The sequence below is a fragment of the Rhodoferax sp. genome, from assembly GCF_028714215.1.
Taxonomy (GTDB): Bacteria; Pseudomonadota; Gammaproteobacteria; order Burkholderiales; family Burkholderiaceae_C; genus Rhodoferax.
This window is the reverse complement of the sequence record NZ_JAQTMS010000004.1, coordinates 1-23,098: the sequence shown is the minus strand read 5'-3', so window position 1 is coordinate 23,098 and position 23,098 is coordinate 1. Positions and strand designations below refer to the sequence as shown.

Here is a 23,098-nt window from a genome sequence, read left to right as displayed (position 1 = left end):
TTATCTATGAGCGGCACAGCGCCACCCCATGAACAAACCATAGCCCCGCCCCCCGGTGCCGGATTGAGAAAAATCAACAAGGCGTCAGGTTCCGGTGGCCTGCGCCATCAGCGAGCGCCAGCGCCGGTAGCGCTCGGCGAGTGGCGGGTCGCCCGTCACCGGGAAGACCTCTTCATGGGCCGCGTTGTTCCATTCGGCTGGGCGCTGAGCTGCCAGGTAGGCGATGCCGCGCGCGCTGGCTTCCGGATCGTCGCGCCGGTGCACCGGCAGGCCGCTGACCGAGGCCAGGCGCCGGCACAAACCGTCGAGCTGCGATACGCCGCCGCTGACACGGATACGCCGCGCCGGCGCAACGTAGCGCGCCATGTGCTCGATATTGGCTTGCAGCAGGAACACGATGCTCTCGACCACCGCCACGGCTTTCTGCCAGGGCTCGCCCTCGCCGACAAAACGCGAGGGAAACTCGGCTTGCCAGAAGGGCCCGCCCAGGCCGGCGATGCCGTTCAAAAACAGTGGCGGCTCCTCGGGGCGCTCGAACCACTGCGGCAACTTCTGCGTCAAGTGGTCAATGCCCAGTTCGCCACTGATCCAGGCCAGCGCGGTGCCGGCACCGTTCACATTGCCCTCCACCATGTAGACGCGGGTTGCGCCATCGTCCAGGATGATGCCGGTGAGCTGGCGCGGCACGTAGCCGGGAAAAGCCAGCAGCGCGCGCTGCACGAAAGCGCTGCTGCCAATGTTGATGTAGGCCGAATCGGCCTCGGGCCAGCCAAAGGCAAAGACGGCGGCCGACTGATCGCCATTGACCGCCGTGAGGGCAATATCGGCCCCCACCGCTTCCAGCGTGCCCCAGGCATGGCAGGTCGGCACGCTGCGCGGCAAGAACCCGGCCGGCAGACCGAACAGCGCCAGCAGTTCGGGGTCCCAGTCATGTGTCTGCAAGTTCCACAGTTGCGTGCGCGCGGCGCATTGCGGGTCGGCCAGCAACGGCCGCTCGCGGCACAGGCGAAACACCAGAAAGCTGGCCAGCGGGCTCCAGCACAAGGTCTGCGCCGCCAGCCCCTGACGCACGGCCGGCAGGTGGTCCAGCGCCCAGCGCAGCTTGCTGGCGCCGTAGTGGGGCGAAAGGAACAAACCGGTCTTGCGATGCACCGTCTCGCCGTGCGCCTGCAACTGGTCGATCCAGGCGTGGGCGCGTCTGTCTTGCCAGCTGAAAACGGGAGACAGCGGCTGACCGCTGAGCCGATCCCAACAGATGGCACTGGCGCGCTGACTGGCCAGACCGGCCGCCACCACGTCCTGAGCGCGCTCGCCCAATGCCAGCAAGGCCTGCCGGACTGCCGTCTGCACCGAGGCCACCAGCTCGTCGCCGTCCTGCTCGGCCCAATCGTCCCGCGGCTGGCTGAGGGACACTGCCACCGTGCCGCTGGAGAGCGCCTGCCCGCGCCGATCGAACACCAGCGCACGGCTGGCATGGGTGCCCTGGTCAATCGCCAGGTAGAGCGGATCCGCCGGCGCGGAGGCGGTCTGGTTCACGGCAACTCTTTGGAAAACATGACTCTTTCACTCTAGGGCTGCGAGTTGCTCCGGGCTTGAGAATAATCAAGGGAGCGACTGGCATGGTGCGTAGAGTGTGTTTTTGTGTTGACGCTTCTTGTTCATGAAAAGTTGGGGGATGCCATGCTTCACTACCTGAAAAAATTCACTCTTGCTATTGCCGCCACCTCGCTTGCCACGGGCCTGGTTTCGGCGCAGCAGGCAGCGCCGGTGATCGAGGACGAACTGGTCCTCATCACGCCGGTCGCCAAGACCTTGACCGACCCAGCCTTGGCGGACTTTGCCAAGTACGCCAAGGAAACCTGGAATATCAACCTCAAAACCAGCGCCCTGGCGGCCGGAACGCCGGTCGCCTACGGACGCATCCTGGAATGGAAGGGACGCCCGGAGGTGGATATTGTCTGGGGCGGCGAGAGTGCGCTGTATGACAAGCTGGCCGAGCAAAAGCTGCTGGTCCGGCTGGACCTGCCGAAGGCCGTCATGGACGCCATTCCGGCCACCATCGGCAAGCCCAAGCCGATCTACCTGAAGGACCCGAAAGGCTTCTGGACCGGCACCGTGCTGGAGCCCTATGGCCTGGTGTACCAACCGACGGTGCTCAAGCGCCTGGGGGTGCCCGAGCCCAAGGACTGGGACGACTTGCTGCACCCCAAACTCAAAGGCCAGGTGGCGCAGTGCGCCCCCAGCCGCTCCAGCAGCAGCCACGCCACTTATGAGGTGATCCTGCAGCGCGACGGCGATGAAAAAGGCTGGGCTTGGCTCAAGCGCCTGGGCGCCAACACCGGCATGTTCACGGCCCGCAGCCGCGACGTGCCTTCGGTGGTGGCGCGGGGTGAGTTCGCCGCCGGCTTTGCGGTGCCCAGCTACATGGCCTTTGAAGACCGGCTGGCCGGTTTCGACATCAAGTTCGTGGCACCGAAGACGGCTTGGATCACGCCCGAACCGATAGCGGTGCTGGCCGGCGCCAAACATCCCAAGGCGGCGCGGGCCTTCATCGAGTACCTGCTGTCCGAGCGCGGCCAGCGGGTGGCCATGGAACGGGGTGTGTTTCCCATCACGCCCAAGTTCCGCGTGCAGGGTGCAGCCGGTTCGCGCGCCGAAATGGCGGTCGAATTCACCGGCGGCATCCGCTCCTACTTTGACATCGACGTGACCAACATCTACGAAGATGACAAGGCCCAGGGCCGCTACGAGCAGGTGAACGAACAGTTCCGCAAGGACATCGAGTCGGTCTGGGATCAACTCAAGCGTTAGTGTCCGCGGCGCCAGCAAGGAGGCACGGGAGTAAGGCATGCGCATCACGGTGCAGGATCTGTGCAAGAGTTTTGGCAAGCAGGAGGTCGTGAGCCACGTCAGCTTCTCGATCGAGGAGGGTGAGTTGTTCACACTCCTGGGCCCCTCGGGCTGCGGCAAGACGACACTGTTGCGCCTGATTGCCGGATTCAATGCGCCGGACGGCGGTCAGGTGCTGTTTGACGACCGGCTGGTCAACGATTTGCCGCCGCATGAGCGCGGCATCGGCATGGTGTTCCAGAACTACGCGCTGTGGCCGCACATGACGGTGTTCGAAAATGCGGCCTACGGACTCAAGCTGCGCCAGCAGCCCCAGGACAAGATTGCCCAGCGCATTGGCGCGGTGCTGGAGAAGGTCAGGCTGTCCGGCTTGGCCGACCGCTATCCCGGGCAACTCTCCGGCGGCCAGCAACAGCGCGTGGCGCTGGCGCGGGCGCTGGTCCTGAATCCCAGGATCCTGCTGCTGGATGAGCCCCTGTCGAATCTGGACGCGAAAGTCCGCATCCAGGTGCGCGCCGAGATCCGCAAGCTGCAAAGAGAGCTGGGCATTACCACCGTCTATGTGACGCACGACCAGGAAGAGGCGCTGACGCTGTCCGACCGCATCGTGGTCTTCAACCAGGGCAAGGTGTTGCAGATCGGCCCACCCAAGGCCTTGTACGAACGACCGGAAAACCGCTTCGTGGCGGATTTCATCGGCATCAACAACCTGATCGAGGGCAGCGTGGAAGCGGTGCCTGCAGCGGATTCACCGCAACGCTACTTACGCGTGAAAACCGCGCTGGGCGAATTCAGCACGCTGATGAATCATCACTTGCAGCCGGGCGATCCGTGCGTGCTTTCGATTCGTCCGGAAAACGCCGCCCTCGACGGCGCCAGCGCCCCCGGGCATAACCAGGTCCAGGGCCACATCGCCTTTGCCGCCTATCTGGGTCACACCGTGCGCTATGACGTCGATCTGGGGCAGGGCATCCTGTTCAAGGTGGACATCCGCGATCCCTGGCACCACGACCCGCGGCCCACCGGCACGCCGGTGGCGCTCAGCTTCGAGGCGGCCAGCACGGTGGCGATTGCGGCTTGATCATGAAGCTGCCGCGGGCACCTTTGTCGGTATTCGGGTTCGGCCTGATCTGGGCCTTCCTGCTGTTGTTCGTGCTGTTTCCGCTGACCCGCATTTTTTATGACGCTGTCACCAATGAAATGGGGCAGTTCACGCTGCGCAATTTTCAGGACTTTTTCACCGACTCCTTCTATTTGCGCGCGTTCTGGCGCTCCATGGCGTTGGGCCTGGCGGCGGTTGTCACGACTTCGGTGATCGGCATCGCGGTGGCTTTTCTGATCGTGCGCTACGACTTCCCCTACCGCACGCTGTTCTCCTACCTGACCATGACACCGATGATCCTGCCGCCGCTGGTGGGAGTGCTGGGTTTTGTCTTTATCCTGGGACGCGCCGGCACCGTCAACATCCTGCTGATGGACTGGTTCGGCATGCAACAACCGATCAATTTCATGTACGGCATGCACGGCATCCTGCTGGTGGAGACGGTGCACCTGTTCCCCATGATGACACTGAGCATTCTGGACGCGCTGGCCAAGGTCGACCCGACGCTGGAGGAAGCGGCGCAAGGCATGGGCGCAAACGGCTGGAAACGCTTCTGGAGCATCACCTTGCCGCTGACGACGCCGGGCTACGTCTCCGGCGCGCTGCTGGTGTTCATCTGGACCTTTGCCGACTTCATCACGCCGCTGGTGCTGGGCGTGCAGGACTTGCTGGCGCCGCAGGCCTACCTCAACATCATGCAGTTTGTCGATCGCAAGATCTTCCGCATGGGGATCGTGATTTCGGCCCTGCTGGTGCTGCTGGCCATCGTCTTCGTGCTGGCGGCACGCCAGTATGTGGCAATCAAGGATTACAGCTCGCTGGCCTATTCCAAGGTCGAACGGCGCCGCCTGGGGCCGTTCCAGCGCTGGCTGGCGGTGGGCGTACTGTCGCTGCTAATGCTGGTCTGTGTCATTCCGCAAGCGGGCGTCATGTTGGCCGCGGTCGGGCGCGGCTGGGCGCTGACGCCGTTCCCGGTCAACTACACGCTGGAGTTCTTCAAGGCGGTCAGCATCGATACGCCCAAGTTCATCGTCAATTCCTTCCTGTACGCCGGGCTGGCCTTGCTGCTGTGCCTGATCGTGGGCGTGCCTATGGCCTGGATCATGGCGCGCACCCGAGCCCCGGGGCGCAAGACCATGGACGCGTTGACGACACTGATTCTGGCCATTCCCGGCACGGCCATCGGCATCGCCTACATCCGCGCCTTCAATATTCCGCTGCCTTTGATCGGCATCCCGCTGACCGGCATGTGGATCATCCTGCCGCTGGTGCTGGCAGTGCGGCGTTTGCCCTACACCGTGCGTGGCAGCTTCTCCTCTTTGCAGCTGGTGCATCCGGCAATGGAGGAGGCGGCGGCCAACGTTGGCGCCTCCAAGCTGCGCACCTTCCGCGACATCACGGTACCGCTGGTCTGGAAAGGCATTCTGGTCGGTGCGCTGTTCTCCTTCATCATGTCGATTCAGGAGGCCTCGGCCACCATCTTCCTGACACTGGGCGGCTGGGAGATGATTCCGTTCGGCATCTTCACCTTTTACATCGCCGGCTCGCAGAGCCAGGCGGCGGCCCTGGGCGTGATCCTGATCGCTGTTTGCGCGGCCAGCCTGTACGTGGTGAACCGGATTGCCGGCACCCGGGTTGGCGGCTTGTTCGGCTGACGCCAGCAGTGCGTAGCTCCTGACCATGTCGCCCTTTGTTCTGCTGGTGACCCTGTTCGTGCTGGCCTTGCTGTTCGACTTTCTCAACGGTTTTCACGACGGCGCCAACGTCGTCGCCACCATCATTGCTTCGCGCGCCATGAGTGGGCGCGGCGCGCTCGCCCTGACCGCTCTGGCCAACCTGGCCGGACCCTTTCTGCTGGGCGTCGCGGTGGCGCACACCATTGGCACGGAGGTGGTGCGTCCGCAGGCGATCGGCATCGCGGTGCTGCTGACAGCGCTGCTCAGCGCCTGCCTGTGGGACTTTGCCACCTGGTATTTGGGCATTCCCGTCAGTTCCTCGCATGCCTTGCTGGGCGGCATGCTGGGCGCGGCGCTGATGGAGGCAGGCCCCGGGGCGATCCAGTCGGCCGGACTGTGGAAGATCGGAGCGGCGCTGCTGCTGGCACCCCTGCTGGGCCTGGCGGCCGGGCTGCTGGTCATGCTGACCACCCGCTGGCTGCTGCGCGCGGCCAGCCCGAAAGCAAATCTGCTGCTGTCGCGCGCGCAAATCGTTACCGCCACCGCACTGGCCCTGAGCCACGGTGCCAACGACGCGCAAAAAACCATGGGGGTGCTGGCCCTGGGCCTGCTGGTGCTCGGCTATACACCCAGCTTCACAGTCCCTTGGTGGCTCATTACGCTGTGCGCCGGCGCCATGGCCCTGGGCACGGCGCTGGGGGGCTCGCGCCTGATACGCACGCTGGGCCTAGGCCTGTACCGCGTGCGTCCGATCCACGGTTTCAGCGCGCAACTGGCCTCCGGCATGGTCATCCTGGCGGCCTCGGTGGTCGGCGGGCCGGTCAGTTCGACCCAGGTCACGAGCATGGCGATCGCCGGCGCCGGTGCGGCCGAGCGACGTTCCAAAGTGCGCTGGGCCGTGCTGGGCGAGATTGCGCTGGCTTGGCTGTTGACGCTGCCGGTGTGTGCCCTGCTGGCGCTGCCCGTTTACCTGGTGACCAGGGCGCTATTGCGGACCGGAGGTGGATGATGGGTATTTTCGACTTGGGTGTGAAGGACGGGAACCGCTTTGTCTCGATGCTGATGGCGCAATCGGCCAATACCGTCAAGGGCATTGGCTTTCTGGAAGCCTCGCTGGACCAGGTCAATGACGCCGCGGTGCAGCAACTGCACGCACTGGCGGATGATTCGGGCGAACTGCGCCGGGTGCTGGTCGACGAGCTGCACCGGACCTTTATCACGCCGCTGGACCGGGAGGATATCTTCAACCTGTCGCACGAATACCAGGGCATGGTGACTTACGCGCTGACCACCCTCGAGGAAATGAACATTCTCAACGTTGCCGCCGACGACTACATCCGGCGCATGGTGGCGCTGGTCTACGGCCAGGCGCAAGAGTTGCAGCTGGCGATTGCGCGGCTGGCCAAGAATCCGCGTGTGGCGACCGACCACGCGCATGAAGTGGGGAAGAAAGAGCGGCAGGTCGAGCGCTTGTACCGGGCCGCGATCAAGGACTTGTTTGCGCCCCCGCTGGCGCTACAGGACCTGCCGGCGCTGTTTTACCGGCGCGAGGTTTATCGGCACATCTCCAACATGTCGCATCGCGCCGACGCCGCGGCCAACGTGTTTGGCATGGTGGTGATGAAGCTCTCGTAAACGCCAGACACCCCGCAGCGGGCCGGCCCATCGGCGCCGCTCGGCGCCTCTTATTCCGGCAAGCGCAAATAGTGTTGTGCCAGTTCCGTAAAAGGCGCAACTTGCGGGTCCAGCCCGGTTTCCTGAAACAGGATTTCACCCACCCGCGCCGCCAGGGAACTTGCCAGGCGGGCATCCAGGAACAACAAGCGGGAGCGGCGCGCCAGCACATCCTCGACGTGAACCGCGTACTCATGGCGGGCAGCAAAACGGACCATGGCTTCCGTCAAGCCGGGACACAACTCGGTCTGCGCGCCCGGCAGACTCATCACCCTTGACTGTTCGTTGCCATACGAATGAATGCCGGGCGGCTGGCTGATGGAGTGTGGTTGCGCGCCCGCCGCATCGGCCCCGATCAACTTCAAATGAACGGTCACACCAGCACTTCTGTTCTCGATCAGCGACTTGGCGGCACATTGGCGCAACACATCCTCCGCCATGGCGCGGTAAGTGGTCCACTTGCCGCCGGTCACCGTCACCAGCCCGCTGCGGCTGACCAGCACGGTGTGCTCACGACTCAAGCCCTTGGTGTTATCGCCGTCGTCGTCCTGCGGTTTGACCAGCGGACGCAAGCCGACCCAGACGCTCTTGACGTCGCAGCGCCGCGGCGCACGCCGCAGATAACGCGCCGACTCGGTCAGGATGAAATCGATCTCTTCCTTGAACGGCAGCGGTTCGCGCGCCAGGTCATGGCGCGGCGTATCGGTGGTGCCGAGAATCACCTTGCCCAGCCACGGCACCGCAAACAGGACCCGGCCGTCGGCGGTCTTGGGCACCATCAGAGCGCTTTCGCCACCCAGAAATTCGCGATCCACCACAATGTGGACACCCTGGCTGGGTGCCACCATGGGCTTGGTCGGGCGCCGGCCATCCGTGCTGTTGGCGGCGCCGTCCTTCTGACGCAGTTCATCGACCCAGACCCCAGTGGCGTTGACGACGCAGCGCGACCGGATACGGTAGGACTGGCCGGTGAGACTGTCTTCGCACAGCAGGCCGGCGACCTTGCCGCCTTCATAGAACAAATCGGTCGCGCGGCAATAGTTCACCAGCAGGGCGCCACGCACCGCCGCCGTGCGCGCCAACGCCAACGCCAGGCGCGCATCGTTGAACTGGCCGTCCCAGTACTTGACGCCACCTTGGAGGCCTTGCGGCTGCGCGGCTGGCAACAGCGCCAGGGTTTGCGCGCGGCTCAAAAACTCGGTATGCCCCAAGCCGGCCCGACCCGCCAGGGCGTCGTACAGGGTGAGGCCAATGCCATAAAAAGGAGTCTCCCACCATTTGTAGGACGGCATGACGAAGGCCAGCGGCTGCGCCAGATAGGGCGCATTGTCCAGTAGCGTGCTGCGCTCGCGCAGCGCTTCGCGCACCAGGGAAATATTGCCCTGCGCCAGATAGCGCACGCCGCCGTGCACCAGTTTGGTGGCACGTGACGATGTGCCTTTGGCAAAATCGTGCGACTCCACCAGCGCGACGCTCAAGCCGCGTGCCGCCGCATCCAGCGCAACCCCCAGACCGGTAGCGCCACCCCCGACAATGGCGATATCGTATTGACGCGGCTCGGCCAGACGAGCGATCAAATCCTCACGGCGGGTTGGCAGGGGCGGCACTTCGGTAGTCATCGGTGGCACTTTGAACATAAATCTGAAGGGTGCAATTATTGTTCGCTTTAAGGCTGTTCTGTGTTCACTTTGGGTTAAAAATGCCGGTCTCCCTTTTCTCTTTTCAATGGTGCGCTCATGACTTATCTGCTTGCCCTGGACCAGGGCACCTCCAGTTCCCGCAGCATTGTGTTCAACGCCAAGGGGCATGTCGTGGCGCAGGCACAGCAGGAACTGGCGCAAATCTACCCGCAACCAGGCTGGGTGGAGCACGACCCGCAGGAGATCTGGCGTACCCAGCTTGCCACCGCGCGCCAGGCGCTGGCCAAGGCCGGCATTCAGGCCCGCGATGTGCGCGCGCTGGGCATCACCAACCAGCGTGAAACCACGCTGGTCTGGAACCGCCATACAGGTTTGCCGATTCACCATGCCATCGTCTGGCAGGACCGGCGCGCCGAACCCACTTGCGTTGCCCTGCGCCAGCGCGGCCTGGCCGACATGATCCAGGCCAAAACAGGATTGCGGGTGGATGCTTATTTTTCCGGCACCAAGCTGAAATGGCTGCTGGACCATGTGCCAGGGGCCCGCCAGCAGGCGGCCGATGGCGAACTGCTGTTCGGCACGGTCGATAGCTGGCTGATCTGGCGCCTCACCGGCGGCACCGTTCACGCCACCGATGTGAGCAATGCGTCGCGCACCATGCTGTTCAATATCCACAACAACCAGTGGGACCCGGCGTTGCTGCAGGCGCTGGACATTCCGTCCAACATGCTGCCCAGCGTCAAACCATCGAGCGCCCTGTACGGCGAGGTCAGCCCCACGCTGCTGGGTCATGCCATTCCCATTGGCGGTGTCGCGGGCGACCAGCAAAGCGCCTTGTTCGGCCAGGCCTGCTTCAAGGCCGGGATGGTGAAAAACACTTATGGCACGGGTTGCTTCATGCTGATGCACACCGGGGACCAGTCCCGAACCTCTGACAACGGCTTGATCACGACCAGCGCGGCGCAACCTTCCGCGCAGCCCGCGTTCGCCCTTGAAGGCAGCGTGTTTGTGGGCGGTGCCGTGGTGCAGTGGCTGCGCGACGGCTTGCGCGCCATCCCCAGCAGCAGCGAAGTGCAGGCGCTGGCTGAAAGTGTGCCGGACGCCGGCGGCGTGATGGTGGTGCCCGCCTTCACCGGACTGGGCGCACCGTACTGGAAGCCGGATGCCCGCGGCACCATTACCGGCCTGACGCGCGGCACCACCCTGGCGCACATTGCGCGCGCGGCGCTGGAAAGCATTGCCTATCAAAGTGCCGCCCTGCTGCAAGCCATGAGCCGGGACACCGTGGCGGCGGGCGAAGCCACGGTGGCCGAACTCCGGGTTGACGGCGGCGCCTGCGTCAATGATCTGCTGATGCAGTTTCAGGCCGATTTGCTGGGCATTCCAGTGGTGCGTCCGGCAGTCACCGAAACCACCGCGCTGGGTGCCGCCTACCTGGCGGGCCTGGCCACCGGCGTCTACCAGAGCACCGACGAACTGGCTACCCTGTGGCGATCGGAACGGCGCTTTTTACCAACACTGGAGACCGAGCGCGCCAGGGAATTGATGCAGCGCTGGGAGCATGCCGTCAGACAAACGGTACTTTGATTAGACTCACGCCTTAACGCCACAGCCTGTGGCGATCCCCAAGGAGATTCATGAGCAAACGTATTGCATTCATCGGCGGCGGCAACATGGCCCGCGCCATCATCGGCGGCTTGATCGGCCAGGGCTTTGCAGCGAGCCAGATTGACGTGGTGGAACCGTTCGCCGAGGCCCGGGAGAAATTGAAAAGCAGCTACGGTCTGAACGCCCGAGCGCAACCCGGCAAGTTTTTGGATCAGGCCGACATGGTCATCTGGGCCGTCAAGCCGCAAACCTTCAAGGAGGCCGCGCTGCTGGCTTGCCCGCACACCTCAAACGCCTTGCACCTGAGCGTGGCGGCCGGTATTCGCAGCGACAGCATCGCACGCTGGCTGGGCACCGAGCGCGTGGTGCGCGCCATGCCCAATACACCGGCCCTGATCGGCAAAGGCATCAGCGCCCTGTTCGCGCGGCCGGCGGTGAGCAGCGAAGACAAGGACTGGGTCGGCCAGGTGATGCAGACGACCGGCGAGTTTCTGTGGCTGGACGCCGAGGAGAAACTCGACGCGGTGACCGCCTTGTCCGGGTCCGGCCCGGCTTACATGTTCTATTTCATGGAGGCCATGACCACCGCCGGCACCGAAATGGGCCTCACGCGCGAGCAAGCCCACCGCTTGACCGTGGCCACCTTCATTGGCGCCGGTGAGCTGGCACGCAGCGCCAGCGAGCCGCCCAAAGTCTTGCGCCAGCGCGTCACCTCCAAAGGCGGCACCACTTATGCCGCCCTCTCGTCGCTGGAAGACGACGACGTTCAAGCCCAGTTGATCAACGCGATTTACGCCGCGCGCCAACGCGCCAAGGAACTGGGCGATGAGTTTGGCGCTGCCTGAGAGTAAACCGGCAGTGGCTGCCAAACGTTACAAGGGCTCGTGCCCACAGTCATCCGACCGCGAGTACGCGACGGCGACCCACCTCTTCTTTACCGACAGGACCGATTCATGAAAAAACTGCTTACCGCGCTCATCAGCGCCGCCCTGATCGCCATGCCGCTGGCTGTCATCTCCACTCCGGCATCGGCTGCAACAACGACCCAGGTCAAACATGCCAAGAAAGGCAGTAAAGCCAAAGCCAAGTCGAAAGCCAAGAAAAAGGCCAAAACCAAAAAATCCAGCAGCGCGCCAACGCAGTGATCCTCGCGGTGCCGGCGCAGCGTTGAAAAACGGCTGCCCTTGCCTACCCAAGCCGCCGACCCGGGCGGTATTTTCACTTCAAGGCGTAACTCGCCGCGATACCGGCAAACAGGGTGAAGCCGAGCCAGTGGTTCAGGCGAAATGCCCTGAAACAACCGGCGCGCGAGCGGTCGCGAATCAGTGTGTAATGCCAGGCCACCTGCCCAAAGGCCAGCGTAAATGCCAGGTAAGACCAGGTGCCTTGCGCATACGGCATGAGCGCCACATCCCAAACCACCAAATAGACAAGGTAGCTGAGCATCACCGCCGGAACGTCCCATTGGCCCAAGGTGATGGCCGATGTTTTCATGCCAATGGCCAGGTCGTCATCCCGGTCCACCATGGCGTACTCGGTGTCGTAGGCCAGGACCCAGAACAGATTGCCCAGCAACAAGACCCAGGCCAGCAGCGGAACCGTGGCCTGTACCGCGGAAAAAGCCATCGGAATGCCAAAGCTGAAGGCCACGCCCAACACCGCTTGCGGCATTGCAAAAAATCGTTTGGCGTAAGGGTAGATCAAGGCGATGGCGAGCGCCGCGAACGACCAGCCAATGGTTGCGGCGTTGGTGCTGAGCACCAGCGCGAAGGCCAGCAGCGCCAGCACGGCACCCAGTAGCAGCGCCTCTTTGACCGACACGGCACCGGTGGTTACCGGGCGCGCTTGCGTGCGTTTGACATGCCGGTCGAATTCGCGGTCGGCGACGTCGTTGAAGCAGCAGCCGGCACTGCGCATCAAAATGGTACCCAATGTAAATACCGACAGCAGATGCCAGCCCGGGAAGCCGTTGGCGGCAATCCACAGTGCGCTCAAGGTCGGCCACAGCAGCAGTAGCCAGCCGGCCGGCCGGTTCCAGCGAACCAGATCGAGGTACAGGACAAGACGGGGATAAATAGATTTCACGCCATGACTCTCAAGATAAACGCTTCACGCCCGGCAACTCGCAGGCGTAAATTGCATTGCGCAAGGCCGCAATGGCCTCGTAGCGGGTAAAGCTGCGACGCCAGGCCAGGACCACGCGCCGGGTTGGTGGATCGCCGGCAAAAGGAAGGTATTTGATATAGGGATCTTCATCGCGCTTGCGCCGCGGCTTGGACGTCAGCGCTTCTTTCGGCACGCTCAGGCGCGGCACCAGGGTGACACCCATGCCGGCCGCCACCATGTGCTTGATGGTCTCCAGGGATGAGCCTTCGAAGTTCCTGCGAAGGCCCTCCGTCTGGCTGGAAAAGCGGGCAAACTCCGGGCAAACTTCCAGCACATGGTCGCGAAAACAATGACCGCTGCCCAACAGCAGCATGGTCTCGCGTTTCAGTTCCTCGGTGCTGACTTCGTGATGCGCGGCCAACGGGTGGTGGCTGGGAAACGCCGCCAAGAAGGGCTCGTCATAAAGGGGGGCGATGGCCAGGCCGGCATCCGGGAAAGGCTCGGCCAAAATGGCGCAGTCGAGCTCCCCGGTACGCAACATCTCAAGCAGCTTGAAAGTGAAATTTTCTTGCAGGATCAGTGGCATTTGTGGCGTGTGGGCAATTATCTGGCGCACCAGATCGGGCAGCAGGTAGGGGCCTATGGTGTAGATCAAGCCCAGCGTGAGCGACCCGGCCAGCGGGTCCTTGCCGCGCTTCGCAATCTCCTTGATACTGGCCGCCTGCTCCAGCACGCTTTGCGCCTGGCGCACGATTTCTTCCCCCAGGGGGGTCACCGAAACCTCGTTGGCACTGCGCTCGAACAGTTTGATGTCGAGTTCCTCTTCGAGTTTCTTGACGGCCACCGACAGCGTCGGCTGGGACACAAAGCAGGCGTCCGCCGCCTTGCCAAAATGGCGTTCGCGCGCCACCGCCACGATGTATTTGAGTTCGGTCAGGGTCATGGCGCTATTGTCCTACCAGTGCGCAAACGCCTCAGCGCGGCATCAAGCTGCCGCAATTCCAGCACTGCTCGAAACCGCCTTCCACCAGTTCGCCGCAGCGACAGTGCCACCGATGCTGCGGCACATGCTGCAAGTGGTACAGCAGTTCACGCGCTCTGGGCTCCTGCGCCGGATGCGCGATCCAGACCTCCGGCAGACATTGGTCCGGCGGCAGTTCGCCGGCCACACCGGCCAGGTACTGGCGTTGCACGCTGCTGGCGATGCCCTCGGCGGCAAGTGCGTCGGCCCATAGCGTGGCGATCGCCAGGTTGGGGGCTTGGGTCAAACGAAGCATGGTGCCTAAGCCTATACGGGTAGCGCAAGCCCGCCTCAGGCCTTCAAATAATCTGCCTTGCCGCCCAACCAGCGCGCAATGTGCTGGTCGACCAACGCAGGATACTGGTCAAGCATCAGGGAGGCCAGGCGGCGCGCCGACGCCAGCAACGCCGTGTCGGTGGCCAGGTCGGCAAAGCGCAGCAGCGCCGCACCCGACTGGCGGGCGCCCAGAAACTCGCCGGGGCCGCGAATTTCCAGATCGCGCCGGGCGATCTCGAAACCATCGTCGGTCTCGACCATCGCCTTGAGACGCTCGCGTGCCGTTTCCCCGAGCCGGGAGGCGTCGCCAGTGGAATACAACAGCACGCAGGCCGATGCCGCCGCGCCGCGCCCGACCCGGCCGCGCAGCTGGTGCAACTGCGACAGGCCAAAGCGTTCCGCATGCTCGATCACCATCAGGGAGGCATTGGGCACATCGACCCCGACTTCGATCACGGTGGTACTGACCAGCACACCCAGTTGGCCACCGGTGAACATGGCCATCACTGCTTTCTTTTCAGCCACCGGCATGCGTGAATGCAGCAAGCCGACCCGTACTGGCGCACCCCGGTAGGCCGGAGCGCCTTGCAAAGCCGCGCTCAGTTGCGCGTGCGTCTCGGTGGCGTTGACCAGATCGAGCGCTTCGCTCTCTTCAATCAAGGGACAGACCCAATACACCTGTCTGCCCTGCGCCAACTGGGCGCTGATGCGCGCAATCACCTCGTCGCGGCGCGTGTCGCTCACCAGCTTGGTAACAACAGGAGTGCGCCCCGGCGGCAGCTCATCAAGGGTGGAGACGTCCAGGTCCGCGTAGTAGCTCATCGCCAAGGTGCGGGGAATCGGGGTCGCGGTCATCATCAGCAGATGGGGCTCCTGATCGCCCTCGTCGAGCTTGCTGCGCAAGGCCAGCCGCTGGGCCACGCCAAAGCGGTGTTGCTCGTCAATGATGGCCAGCGCCAGGTTTTTGAACACAACCTTGTCCTGGATGATGGCATGCGTGCCCACCACCAAGGAAGCCTCGCCACTGGCAATCAGTGCCAGCATCTGACGCCGCTCCTTGGCTTTTTGGCTACCGGTCAGCCAGGCCGTTTTGACGCCCAGCGGTTCAAGCCAGCCAATCAGTTTGGAGAAGTGCTGCTGAGCCAGAATTTCGGTCGGCGCCATCAAAGCGCACTGCCGGCCGGCGTCCACGCAAATGGCTCCAGCCAGCGCCGCCACCACGGTTTTGCCGGAACCGACGTCGCCTTGCAGCAGCCGGTGCATGGGCACCGAACGCGCCAGGTCGCGTTTGATTTCCTCGCTGACACGGCGCTGCGCCGGCGTCAGCACAAAAGGCAGCGCCGAAAGCAATTGCTGCGGCAACGGCAAGCCCCCATCGGCCGACTGGTGAACCGTCTTCAGCTCTGGCGCACGCAGCCCGGCGCGCTCGCGTTTGGCCTGTAATTGCGACAGCTGTTGCGCCAGCAACTCCTCCAGCTTGAGCCGTTGCCAGGCCGGGTGGCTGTGGTCCTCCAGCGTCGCCAGTTTCACGTCGGGCGTCGGGTTGTGCAAAAAGAACAAGGCCTCACGCAGACTCCAGCGGGAACCCGGACCGATGCTTTCCAGATTGTGGGGTGGCAGCGTTTCTGTCAGATCGGCACGCGCCAGTCCCCCTTGCACCGCCCGCCGCAAATACGCCTGCGGCAGACCGGCCACGCTCGGGTAGACCGGCGTCAGCGCCACCGCCAGCTCGCCATCAGCGGCCTTGAATGCCGGGTGCAGCATCTGCCGCCCCAGGAACCCACCCCTGATTTCGCCGCGTGCCCGGATCCGCTTGCCGACTGCCAGGGCTTGTTGCTGTGACGGGTAAAAGCTGAAGAAGCGCAGCGTGCACGTGTCGGAACCATCGTCAAGCGTCACCAGCAACTGGCGGCGACCCATGGGACGCACCTCGCAGGCGGTTACCACGCCCTCGATCTGGGCCAGATCGCCATCGCGCACATCGCACAGTTTGACGATGCGGGTTTCATCCTCGTAACGCAGCGGCAAGTGCAAGGCCAGGTCAATCGGCCGCAGCAGACCGAGCTTGCGCAACGCCTTTTGCGGGCCGGTCAGCGCTGGCGTCGGCAATTTGGCAGCTGGCGGATTCATGCTTGGATTTTGCCTGTTCCTTCACAGGTTGGGGCCTGCACCAGCCCGGCCTCCGGTAAAACTGCTTTCCCGTTCGACGGCAATGGAAATATTGCCTCTTCAGACATGGGACAATTCGGCCCTGATCTTTCAACTTGGTACGGGTTTGTCCGACCCTCAAGCATCATGTCAACGTCTGTTCCCCGCGCCGCCCGCCAATTCACCTTGAGCGACTTCGACTTCGTGTTACCCGAAGCGCTGATCGCCCAGCGCCCTGCCGCCGAGCGCAGCGGTTCGCGCCTGCTCGACGGCACCGGGGCGACGCCGGTGGACCGGATCTTTCGGGATCTGCCAGCTCAACTGCGCCGCGGCGATCTGTTGGTCTTCAACGATACCAAGGTCATCAAGGCTCGCTTCTTTGGAGAGAAACCCAGTGGCGGCAAGCTCGAACTTTTGATCGAGCGGGTGTTGGGCGGCAATCGGGTGGCAGCCCAGATGCGGGTCAGCAAAAAGCCGGAAGCCGGCACCACGCTGACTCTGACCGGTGCGCCCGGCAGCCACGACAAGTTGCAGGCCACGCTGCTGGGTCGCTGGCCGGACGCCAACGGGGCGCTTTTTCGATTCGTGCTCAGCAACGACGCCGGCGACGACCCCTATACGCTGATGGAGCGTCATGGCCATGTGCCGCTGCCGCCCTATATCAAGCACGGCGATTCGGTTGAGGATGCAGCGCGTTACCAGACCGTGTTCGCCAAGAACCCCGGGGCCGTCGCCGCGCCCACCGCCGCGCTGCATTTTGATGACGCCCTGCTTGCCGCCTTTGAAGCCGCCGGTATCGAGCGCGCCCACGTCACGCTGCATGTGGGCGCCGGTACCTTTCAACCGGTCAAAACCGAAAACCTGGCGGAGCACCAGATGCACAGCGAATGGTATGAGGTGCCCGCCAGCACCCAGCGCGCGATTGCCGATTGCCGCGCCCGCGGTGGCCGCGTGGTGGCGGTTGGCACCACCACCGTGCGGGCGCTGGAATCCTGGGCAAGTTCAATGAAAGACGGGGATCCGGCCAGCGGCCAGACCATAGGCGACACGCGTATTTTCATCACACCGGGATTTGACTTCAAACTGGTAGACCTGCTGGTAACCAACTTTCACCTGCCCAAATCCAGCCTGATGATGCTGGTGAGCGCGTTTGCCGGCTACGACCCTATCATGGCCTTGTACCGGTACGCGATTGCCGAAAATTACCGCTTTTTCAGCTATGGCGACGCCATGCTGCTAACCCTTGCCACGCCCCGCAATTCAGACCGCTAGCGATGGTGTTCGCGCCGCCGTTCTTCAAAAACAAACTCTTCCAGATCTGGGTCCATCGCATTGCGCGACGAGACGATGCCAATCGGGCGGCCATTTTCAACCACCGGGACATGGCGAAAACCGTTCTCCTGCATCAGAAGCAGGGCGTGTCCGTAGGATCTGCCAGGCTCCAAGGTCTTGGGCTCCTTGGTCATGACCTCGGTCAGCTTGGTGATTTTGGCATCCAGCCCTTGTGCGATGACGCGGAACACGACGTCGCGCTCGGAAAAAATACCGACCAGGCGTTCGCCTTCGACGACCAAGACGGCGCCTACATTTTTGTGTGCCATCAGCTTGGCGGCATTACTAACGGTTGTCTCTGGTGGAGCAGTAAGAAATTTCTTCTTCTCCATGATGTTTTTGATGGGTTGATCAAACATAGCAGCCTCCAAAGGTAAATGCTAACTACCTTTCGAATTACTTCTTTGACCTATGTCAACCGTCGCGTACGGCAATTCATCAAGCTGATCGCGCTTCATCAAAAGCCCTAGCGCGCGGCAGGGTAATTCGAAAGACAGGCAGCTCGGATTTTTCAGTTTTGCGCGGGTAAACCCAAAGTGCCAATCGGATGGCTGGGCACTCCGTGGCAGGCATCAGCGCCAGGTCAATGACGATCAGGAGCGCGCTGCCAATTTGCTTGATGGCGCGTTGTAATGGTGCGGCTGGCGGGGATCGAACCCACGACCCTTGGCTTCGGAGGCCAATACTCTATCCACTGAGCTACAGCCGCTTTCCCGAGCCCGCATTGTAGGTGCTTTCGCAGGGGTGGCCGCTATAATCGCGGCTCCTTTCACGCCCCCACACCCGAGAACACCATGAGTGACAACCACCTCGCCTCAGTTGACGATGAGGCCCACAGCGGCCCCATCAAAAACCCCAAGCAGTTGCTGCTTACCGTTTTCTTCTCTTTTGTACTCCCCATTTTCGTGATTATCGGCATCGTCTACTACGTGACTTCAGCCGACAAACCGGCTGCTGGCGCAGTCGACCTTGAGCAAGCCGTGACGGCCCGCATCCAGAAAATCGGCAGCATCGAAATTCGCGATGCCAACCGGCCGCTCAAGACCGGCGAGGAAGTCTTCAAGGCCCAGTGCACCACCTGTCACAGTGCCGGGCTTGTCGGCGCACCCAAGTTTGGTGACGCCGCGGCCTGGGCACCGCGCATCAAAACCGGCTATGAGGCACTGTTGAACTCCGCCGTCAAAGGCAAGAATGCCATGGCCCCGCAGGGCGGCGGTAACTTTGAAACGCTGGAAATCGGCCGCGCCGTGGTTTACATGGCCAATGCCGCCGGTGCCAAGTTCGAAGAACCCAAGGCAGCCGCGACTCCGGCCGAGGCGGCGTCTGCGGCGGCTTCAGCGGCCAAATAAGCCAGCTGGCATGCAACCGCAAAAGCCGGTCATGGACCGGCTTTTTTTTGGCCTGCGCCCAGGTTCGGGCTACACCGGAGACATCATTCCTTGCCGCATTTGCGGGCTCGTCACATAGCCGAAACGCCGCGGCAAATCGGCGCCAAGCACTGCCTGCGGCGCCCACAAACCCTGTTCGACGGCGTCTGCCGCATGCACCATGTCCAGGCTATGGACCAGACCGAAACCGGCATCGGTCTGCAGGTACAGGCGACCCTGCTCGTCCAGCAGACAGTTTTGCACGCGAGCCACTCTGCCGTTGTGGTCCTGCACCGACAAATCACCATTGACACGCCAGATCAAGGGTGTGGCTTCCAGTTCCACGTAAACGCGTTGCGGACCATTCTGGAAAAACCACTGCCCCTGTGCATCAGCTTGGTAGTTGCGTCCTATGAAGTCGATCAATTTCTCGTGCTTTAACAGTGCGCCCTTGCTCGGCGCCACACCCTCCGAAAAAGGTCCGCGGGCCTGAACGCTGTCGTCGCGCAGATACCAGTTACCGCGCGCGTCCAGACCCAGCCAGCCGTAGCAAAGAGGTACGTTGGGCCATTTGACCATGGCTTGTTTGACGATCTGGTCCATGGCGCTACCTGGTGTCAAAAGTGGCTTCAATGGGGTCGACCAACCGACTGCTGTTGGCCGCTTGTTTTTGGGCTTTGGACATGATGCGGGTTATGAAGAGCTTTCATTTTGCCGCGAAATCGGCGCAGGCTTTTGTCAAGGCAAACCTTTGTTCAATGGAAATCGCGATTGGGTACCTGGTTTGTGCTACTGTTACGTTTCACAAGTTGGAGTTACCTATGACACGCTGGCTTCTGATCCTGATGAGCGCACTTACCCTGGCAGGGTGCGGCTATAACGATTTTCAACGCCTCGATGAGCAAACCAAGTCGGCTTGGAGCGAAGTGCTCAATCAGTACCAGCGCCGCGCCGATCTGGTACCCAATATTGTGGCCACGGTCAAAGGCGAGGCCGCGTTCGAACAGGAAACGCTGACCAAGGTGATAGAGGCGCGCGCCAAGGCCACTTCGATCCAGGTCACGCCGGAAACCTTGAACGACCCGCAAGCGTTCCAGAAGTTCCAGGCCGCGCAAGGCGAACTGGGATCGGCCTTGAGCCGTCTGATGGTGGTGTCGGAGCGCTACCCCAGCCTGAAAGCCAATGAAGGATTTCGAGATCTGCGGGTCCAGCTCGAAGGTACCGAGAACCGGGTCACGGTGGCCCGTAACAGGTACATCAAGGCGGTGCAGGACTATAACGTGCTGAGCCGCAGTTTCCCCAGCAACCTGACTGCCATGGTGTTCGGCTACCAGACCAAACCCAACTTCACCGTCCAGAATGAGGCCGCCATCAGCACCCCGCCAGTGGTCGATTTCAACAAGAAATAGCTGGCTCAAGTCCGGAGCCATCCGTGCCCGCGCTGCTTCCCTGGTCGAACCACTTGTCCGTTTTGGGCCGCTGGCTGACGGGTCTGTGCTGTGGACTCCTGCTGTCGCTCGCGCCAGCGTTGGCGCAACAAGCGGTGCCGGCGCTCACCGGACGTGTCATGGACACCACCCACACGCTGAGCGCAGAGCAGTTGCGGCAACTTGAAAGCAAGCTGGCCGCCTTTGAACAAAGCGCTGGCGCGCAAATCGTGTTGCTGCTGGTGCCCACCACGCAACCCGAGGACATTGCCAGTTACGCCAACCGCGTCACCAACGTCTGGGAAATCGGGCGCAAGGAAATTGGCGATGGTTTGCTGTTGCTGGTGGCCAAGGACGACCATAAGGTACGCATTGAAGTTGCCAAGACGCTGGAAGGTGCCGTCCCCGACCTGGCGGCCAAACGCATCATCGACCAAGCCATCGCTCCGCGCTTCAAGCAGAACGATTTTGCCGGCGGACTGGACGCCGGCGTGGAACAAATCATGAAACTCGTCTCTGGCGAGGCCTTGCCGGCGCCCCCTTCCGAATCCCGACGCAACAAAAGCGGTTTCGGTTTCGATTGGATGGATCTGGCCATTTTTGCTTTTTTTGCGGTGCCCATCGTTGGCGCACTGACGCGCGCCGTCCTGGGTCCCAAGTTGGGTGCCCTGGCGACCGGCGGGACCGTTGGGGCGCTGGCGCTGTTCATCACTTCCAGTCTTCTGATTGCTGGCCTGGCGGGCGTGGCGGCGCTTTTATTTGCGCTGTTCTCGAACGTCACTCGTGGCGGCGGCTGGGGCTCCGGCCACTCCGGTGGTGGCTGGGGGACTGGTGGTGGCGGTTTTAGTTCCGGCAGCGGCGGTGGCGGTGGCTTCAGTTCCGGCGGCGGTGGCGATTTTGGCGGCGGCGGCGCCTCGGGAGACTGGTGATGCTGAGCCGTATTCAACGAATTCTGAAACACCGCTGGCTGGACCGGGCCACTACGCAACGCGCCATCCCGCCGGACATGGTGCGCCGGCTGGGGCAACGCGTGGCCGCCAGCGAGCAGCGCCACTCCGGCGAAGTTCGCATTTACGTCGAAGCCGGTCTGCCCTTGAGCTACCTCTGGCGCAAGGCAACAACGCGGCAGATCACCCGGCAACGCGCATTGACGATGTTTGGCAAACTGCGGGTCTGGGATACCGCCCACAACAACGGCGTTCTGATTTACCTGCTGCTGGCGGAGCGATCGATTGAGCTGGTGGCTGATCGGGGGCTGAACAACGTGGTCGAGCCGAAGGTCTGGCAAGCCATGGTTTTGCGCATGCGCGGCGCATTCCGGCAAGGACAGTTCGAGGACGGCCTGACAACGGCACTGGAAGAAGTGTCGGCCCTGTTGGTGCAACACTTTCCGCTCCAGCCGGGCGAGACCAATCCGAATGAATTACCGGATGCCCCGGTATTGAATTGAGCCGTCCTGCGGCGACAGCGCCGGTGATTGGCCTTATTTTTTCTGACGGTACTTGCGCAGGGCGGCGATCTGCGCCGCCATCACGGCCAATTCGGACGTCGCCTTGGCCAGATCCAGATCGGTCTTGGCGTTCTTGATCGCTTCTTCCGCGGCAGCTTTCGCTTCGTTGGCTTTCTCGTCGTCCAGATCCTTGCCACGAATGGCGGTGTCGGACAACACCGTGACGCACTGGGGCTGCACTTCCAGGATGCCGCCGGCGACGAAGATGAATTCCTCGCTGCCATCGGCTTTTTCAATACGCACCGAGCCCGCCTTGATGCGCGTGATCAGGGGAGTGTGACGCGGGTAAATGCCAAGCTCGCCCACTTCACCGGGCAAAGCTACAAAACGCGCCTCGCCGGAGAAGATGGATTCTTCGGCGCTGACCACATCGACGTGGATGGTGTTCATGGGATTCCTAATCTGTTGGGGACCAGCCTGCCGCTACGCGCCTTCGGACAATCCCGCAAGGTATTTAGATTTTCTTGGCCTTTTCGAACGCTTCGTCGATCGTGCCAACCATGTAGAACGCCTGCTCGGGCAGATGATCGCACTCGCCGGCCACAATCATCTTGAAGCCGCGAATGGTCTCGGCCAGGCTGACGTATTTGCCCGGCGTGCCGGTGAACACTTCAGCCACGTGGAACGGCTGCGACAGGAAACGCTGGATCTTGCGAGCCCGCGCCACCGCCAGCTTGTCTTCCGGAGCCAGTTCGTCCATGCCCAGAATCGCGATGATGTCGCGCAGTTCCTTGTAACGCTGCAAGGTACCTTGCACGGCACGCGCGGTTTCATAATGGTCGGCACCCACCACCAGGGGATCGAGCTGGCGGCTGGTCGAGTCCAGCGGGTCCACCGCCGGGTAGATACCCAGCGAGGCAATATCGCGGCTCAGCACCACGGTGGAATCCAGGTGGGCAAAAGTGGTGGCAGGCGACGGGTCGGTCAAGTCATCGGCCGGCACGTAAACCGCCTGGATCGACGTGATGGAACCGACCTTGGTGGAGGTAATACGCTCTTGCAAGCGGCCCATTTCCTCGGCCAGCGTCGGCTGGTAACCGACGGCCGACGGCATCCGGCCCAGCAGCGCGGAGACCTCGGTGCCGGCCAGGGTGAAGCGGTAAATGTTGTCGACGAAGAACAGCACGTCCTTGCCTTCGTCGCGGAACGACTCGGCAATGGTCAGACCGGTCAGCGCCACGCGCAGACGGTTGCCCGGCGGCTCGTTCATCTGGCCGTACACCATGGACACTTTCGACTCGCCCAGGTTCTTGCTGTTGACAACGCCGGAGTCCATCATCTCGTGATAGAAGTCGTTGCCTTCGCGGGTACGTTCGCCAACGCCGGCAAAGACCGACAGACCGGAGTGGGCCTTGGCGATG

The 23,098-nt window shown here is 62.6% G+C and carries 23 protein-coding genes and 1 tRNA gene; 13 read left to right on the top strand and 11 right to left on the bottom strand.

From position 1 onward, the window contains the following. Window positions 1-84: 84 nt before the first annotated feature. Window positions 85-1,536: an FGGY family carbohydrate kinase gene (locus PHS32_RS02835; RefSeq protein ID WP_301077280.1), complete on the bottom strand. Its 1,452-nt coding sequence runs from the start codon at window positions 1,534-1,536 to the stop codon at window positions 85-87. Window positions 1,537-1,680: 144 nt separating this feature from the next. On the opposite strand from PHS32_RS02835, the gene PHS32_RS02830 reads away from it, so the two are divergent. The 5 genes from PHS32_RS02830 to PHS32_RS02810 are packed head-to-tail and all read left to right on the top strand — an operon-like array spanning window position 1,681 to window position 7,263. Further along, the gene (locus PHS32_RS02830) at window positions 1,681-2,811 is read left to right on the top strand and encodes an extracellular solute-binding protein (RefSeq protein WP_301077279.1); all 1,131 of its coding nucleotides are present in this window, start codon (window positions 1,681-1,683) and stop codon (window positions 2,809-2,811) included. Between the two features lie 37 nt (window positions 2,812-2,848). Beyond that, entirely contained in the window at window positions 2,849-3,931 is a 1,083-nt protein-coding gene (locus PHS32_RS02825) for an ABC transporter ATP-binding protein (protein WP_301077278.1), read from the top strand. A 2-nt stretch (window positions 3,932-3,933) separates the two neighbouring features. Beyond that, entirely contained in the window at window positions 3,934-5,607 is a 1,674-nt protein-coding gene (locus PHS32_RS02820) for an iron ABC transporter permease (RefSeq protein ID WP_301077277.1), read from the top strand. Window positions 5,608-5,632: 25 nt separating this feature from the next. Beyond that, entirely contained in the window at window positions 5,633-6,637 is a 1,005-nt protein-coding gene (locus tag PHS32_RS02815) for an inorganic phosphate transporter (RefSeq protein ID WP_301077276.1), read from the top strand. Continuing rightward, a complete protein-coding gene (locus tag PHS32_RS02810; protein WP_301077275.1) occupies window positions 6,634-7,263 on the top strand; it encodes a DUF47 family protein in 630 nt (209 codons plus the stop codon). Before PHS32_RS02815 ends, PHS32_RS02810 begins: the two co-directional genes overlap by 4 nt. Before the next feature lie 50 nt (window positions 7,264-7,313). On the opposite strand, the gene PHS32_RS02805 is transcribed toward PHS32_RS02810, so the two are convergent. After that, the gene (locus PHS32_RS02805; protein ID WP_301077274.1) at window positions 7,314-8,921 is read right to left on the bottom strand and encodes a glycerol-3-phosphate dehydrogenase/oxidase; all 1,608 of its coding nucleotides are present in this window, start codon (window positions 8,919-8,921) and stop codon (window positions 7,314-7,316) included. A 117-nt stretch (window positions 8,922-9,038) separates the two neighbouring features. Between PHS32_RS02805 and glpK the strand changes: the two genes are divergently transcribed. The 3 genes from glpK to PHS32_RS02790 all read left to right on the top strand — a co-directional run bounded on the left by glpK (window position 9,039) and on the right by PHS32_RS02790 (window position 11,695). Then, window positions 9,039-10,529: a glycerol kinase GlpK gene (glpK, locus tag PHS32_RS02800; protein ID WP_301077273.1), complete on the top strand. Its 1,491-nt coding sequence runs from the start codon at window positions 9,039-9,041 to the stop codon at window positions 10,527-10,529. A gap of 50 nt (window positions 10,530-10,579) precedes the next feature. Then, complete coding sequence (gene proC, locus PHS32_RS02795; RefSeq protein ID WP_301077272.1) at window positions 10,580-11,395, top strand: pyrroline-5-carboxylate reductase; 816 nt, start codon at window positions 10,580-10,582, stop codon at window positions 11,393-11,395. A 108-nt stretch (window positions 11,396-11,503) separates the two neighbouring features. Next, window positions 11,504-11,695 (top strand): hypothetical protein, encoded by a 192-nt coding sequence (locus PHS32_RS02790; RefSeq protein WP_301077271.1) that lies wholly within the window; start codon window positions 11,504-11,506, stop codon window positions 11,693-11,695. 73 nt (window positions 11,696-11,768) lie between these two features. Here the strand turns inward: PHS32_RS02790 and ubiA are convergent, their stop codons facing one another. The 4 genes from ubiA to recG are packed head-to-tail and all read right to left on the bottom strand — an operon-like array spanning window position 11,769 to window position 16,083. Next, the gene (ubiA, locus tag PHS32_RS02785; protein WP_301077421.1) at window positions 11,769-12,626 is read right to left on the bottom strand and encodes a 4-hydroxybenzoate octaprenyltransferase; all 858 of its coding nucleotides are present in this window, start codon (window positions 12,624-12,626) and stop codon (window positions 11,769-11,771) included. Between the two features lie 19 nt (window positions 12,627-12,645). Beyond that, a complete protein-coding gene (locus PHS32_RS02780; protein WP_301077270.1) occupies window positions 12,646-13,599 on the bottom strand; it encodes a LysR substrate-binding domain-containing protein in 954 nt (317 codons plus the stop codon). 31 nt (window positions 13,600-13,630) lie between these two features. Then, the gene (locus tag PHS32_RS02775; protein WP_301077269.1) at window positions 13,631-13,933 is read right to left on the bottom strand and encodes a DUF2007 domain-containing protein; all 303 of its coding nucleotides are present in this window, start codon (window positions 13,931-13,933) and stop codon (window positions 13,631-13,633) included. A gap of 35 nt (window positions 13,934-13,968) precedes the next feature. Next, window positions 13,969-16,083, bottom strand: a complete 2,115-nt coding sequence (recG, locus tag PHS32_RS02770) for an ATP-dependent DNA helicase RecG (RefSeq protein ID WP_301077268.1) — start codon at window positions 16,081-16,083, stop codon at window positions 13,969-13,971. A 165-nt stretch (window positions 16,084-16,248) separates the two neighbouring features. Between recG and queA the strand changes: the two genes are divergently transcribed. Next, window positions 16,249-17,373 carry a tRNA preQ1(34) S-adenosylmethionine ribosyltransferase-isomerase QueA gene (gene queA / locus PHS32_RS02765; RefSeq protein ID WP_301077267.1) on the top strand — a complete coding sequence of 375 codons (1,125 nt, stop codon included), beginning with the start codon at window positions 16,249-16,251 and terminating at the stop codon, window positions 17,371-17,373. Here the strand turns inward: queA and PHS32_RS02760 are convergent. Further along, window positions 17,370-17,792, bottom strand: coding sequence for a CBS domain-containing protein (locus PHS32_RS02760; RefSeq protein ID WP_301077266.1), 423 nt, complete (start codon window positions 17,790-17,792; stop codon window positions 17,370-17,372). The two genes, queA and PHS32_RS02760, sit on opposite strands and share 4 nt — an antisense overlap. Window positions 17,793-18,066: 274 nt before the next feature. Next, a tRNA-Arg gene (locus PHS32_RS02755) sits at window positions 18,067-18,142 on the bottom strand. Between the two features lie 85 nt (window positions 18,143-18,227). On the opposite strand from PHS32_RS02755, the gene PHS32_RS02750 reads away from it, so the two are divergent. Further along, window positions 18,228-18,782 (top strand): c-type cytochrome, encoded by a 555-nt coding sequence (locus PHS32_RS02750; RefSeq protein WP_301077265.1) that lies wholly within the window; start codon window positions 18,228-18,230, stop codon window positions 18,780-18,782. Window positions 18,783-18,851: 69 nt separating this feature from the next. On the opposite strand, the gene PHS32_RS02745 is transcribed toward PHS32_RS02750, so the two are convergent. After that, window positions 18,852-19,403, bottom strand: coding sequence for a DUF2946 family protein (locus PHS32_RS02745; protein WP_301077264.1), 552 nt, complete (start codon window positions 19,401-19,403; stop codon window positions 18,852-18,854). A 218-nt stretch (window positions 19,404-19,621) separates the two neighbouring features. Here PHS32_RS02745 and PHS32_RS02740 point away from each other — a divergent pair, with 218 nt between their 5' ends. The 3 genes from PHS32_RS02740 to PHS32_RS02730 all read left to right on the top strand — a co-directional run bounded on the left by PHS32_RS02740 (window position 19,622) and on the right by PHS32_RS02730 (window position 21,677). Then, window positions 19,622-20,209 carry a LemA family protein gene (locus tag PHS32_RS02740; protein ID WP_301077263.1) on the top strand — a complete coding sequence of 196 codons (588 nt, stop codon included), beginning with the start codon at window positions 19,622-19,624 and terminating at the stop codon, window positions 20,207-20,209. 74 nt (window positions 20,210-20,283) lie between these two features. Continuing rightward, window positions 20,284-21,156 carry a TPM domain-containing protein gene (locus PHS32_RS02735; protein WP_301077420.1) on the top strand — a complete coding sequence of 291 codons (873 nt, stop codon included), beginning with the start codon at window positions 20,284-20,286 and terminating at the stop codon, window positions 21,154-21,156. Next, window positions 21,156-21,677: a TPM domain-containing protein gene (locus PHS32_RS02730; protein WP_301077262.1), complete on the top strand. Its 522-nt coding sequence runs from the start codon at window positions 21,156-21,158 to the stop codon at window positions 21,675-21,677. Before PHS32_RS02735 ends, PHS32_RS02730 begins: the two co-directional genes overlap by 1 nt. A 33-nt stretch (window positions 21,678-21,710) precedes the next feature. On the opposite strand, the gene PHS32_RS02725 is transcribed toward PHS32_RS02730, so the two are convergent. Both PHS32_RS02725 and atpD read right to left on the bottom strand, forming a co-directional pair. Continuing rightward, window positions 21,711-22,127: a F0F1 ATP synthase subunit epsilon gene (locus PHS32_RS02725; protein ID WP_301077261.1), complete on the bottom strand. Its 417-nt coding sequence runs from the start codon at window positions 22,125-22,127 to the stop codon at window positions 21,711-21,713. Between the two features lie 64 nt (window positions 22,128-22,191). Next, window positions 22,192-23,098 (bottom strand): F0F1 ATP synthase subunit beta (atpD, locus tag PHS32_RS02720; protein WP_301077260.1); only part of this gene is annotated, 907 nt, incomplete at its 5' end.

What these genes read in the sequence shown, in the direction of transcription:
- PHS32_RS02725 (WP_301077261.1), bottom strand. Translation starts at nt 22,127, where the DNA reads ATGAACACCATCCACGTCGATGTGGTCAGCGCCGAAGAATCCATCTTC.
- PHS32_RS02760 (WP_301077266.1), bottom strand. Translation starts at nt 17,792, where the DNA reads ATGTTTGATCAACCCATCAAAAACATCATGGAGAAGAAGAAATTTCTT.
- PHS32_RS02805 (WP_301077274.1), bottom strand. Translation starts at nt 8,921, where the DNA reads ATGACTACCGAAGTGCCGCCCCTGCCAACCCGCCGTGAGGATTTGATC.
- PHS32_RS02825 (WP_301077278.1), top strand. Translation starts at nt 2,849, where the DNA reads ATGCGCATCACGGTGCAGGATCTGTGCAAGAGTTTTGGCAAGCAGGAG.
- PHS32_RS02815 (WP_301077276.1), top strand. Translation starts at nt 5,633, where the DNA reads ATGTCGCCCTTTGTTCTGCTGGTGACCCTGTTCGTGCTGGCCTTGCTG.
- PHS32_RS02775 (WP_301077269.1), bottom strand. Translation starts at nt 13,933, where the DNA reads ATGCTTCGTTTGACCCAAGCCCCCAACCTGGCGATCGCCACGCTATGG.
- PHS32_RS02745 (WP_301077264.1), bottom strand. Translation starts at nt 19,403, where the DNA reads ATGGACCAGATCGTCAAACAAGCCATGGTCAAATGGCCCAACGTACCT.
- PHS32_RS02780 (WP_301077270.1), bottom strand. Translation starts at nt 13,599, where the DNA reads ATGACCCTGACCGAACTCAAATACATCGTGGCGGTGGCGCGCGAACGC.
- PHS32_RS02810 (WP_301077275.1), top strand. Translation starts at nt 6,634, where the DNA reads ATGATGGGTATTTTCGACTTGGGTGTGAAGGACGGGAACCGCTTTGTC.
- PHS32_RS02730 (WP_301077262.1), top strand. Translation starts at nt 21,156, where the DNA reads ATGCTGAGCCGTATTCAACGAATTCTGAAACACCGCTGGCTGGACCGG.
- PHS32_RS02830 (WP_301077279.1), top strand. Translation starts at nt 1,681, where the DNA reads ATGCTTCACTACCTGAAAAAATTCACTCTTGCTATTGCCGCCACCTCG.
- PHS32_RS02740 (WP_301077263.1), top strand. Translation starts at nt 19,622, where the DNA reads ATGACACGCTGGCTTCTGATCCTGATGAGCGCACTTACCCTGGCAGGG.
- glpK (WP_301077273.1), top strand. Translation starts at nt 9,039, where the DNA reads ATGACTTATCTGCTTGCCCTGGACCAGGGCACCTCCAGTTCCCGCAGC.
- proC (WP_301077272.1), top strand. Translation starts at nt 10,580, where the DNA reads ATGAGCAAACGTATTGCATTCATCGGCGGCGGCAACATGGCCCGCGCC.
- queA (WP_301077267.1), top strand. Translation starts at nt 16,249, where the DNA reads ATGTCAACGTCTGTTCCCCGCGCCGCCCGCCAATTCACCTTGAGCGAC.
- PHS32_RS02790 (WP_301077271.1), top strand. Translation starts at nt 11,504, where the DNA reads ATGAAAAAACTGCTTACCGCGCTCATCAGCGCCGCCCTGATCGCCATG.
- PHS32_RS02750 (WP_301077265.1), top strand. Translation starts at nt 18,228, where the DNA reads ATGAGTGACAACCACCTCGCCTCAGTTGACGATGAGGCCCACAGCGGC.
- recG (WP_301077268.1), bottom strand. Translation starts at nt 16,083, where the DNA reads ATGAATCCGCCAGCTGCCAAATTGCCGACGCCAGCGCTGACCGGCCCG.
- PHS32_RS02820 (WP_301077277.1), top strand. Translation starts at nt 3,934, where the DNA reads ATGAAGCTGCCGCGGGCACCTTTGTCGGTATTCGGGTTCGGCCTGATC.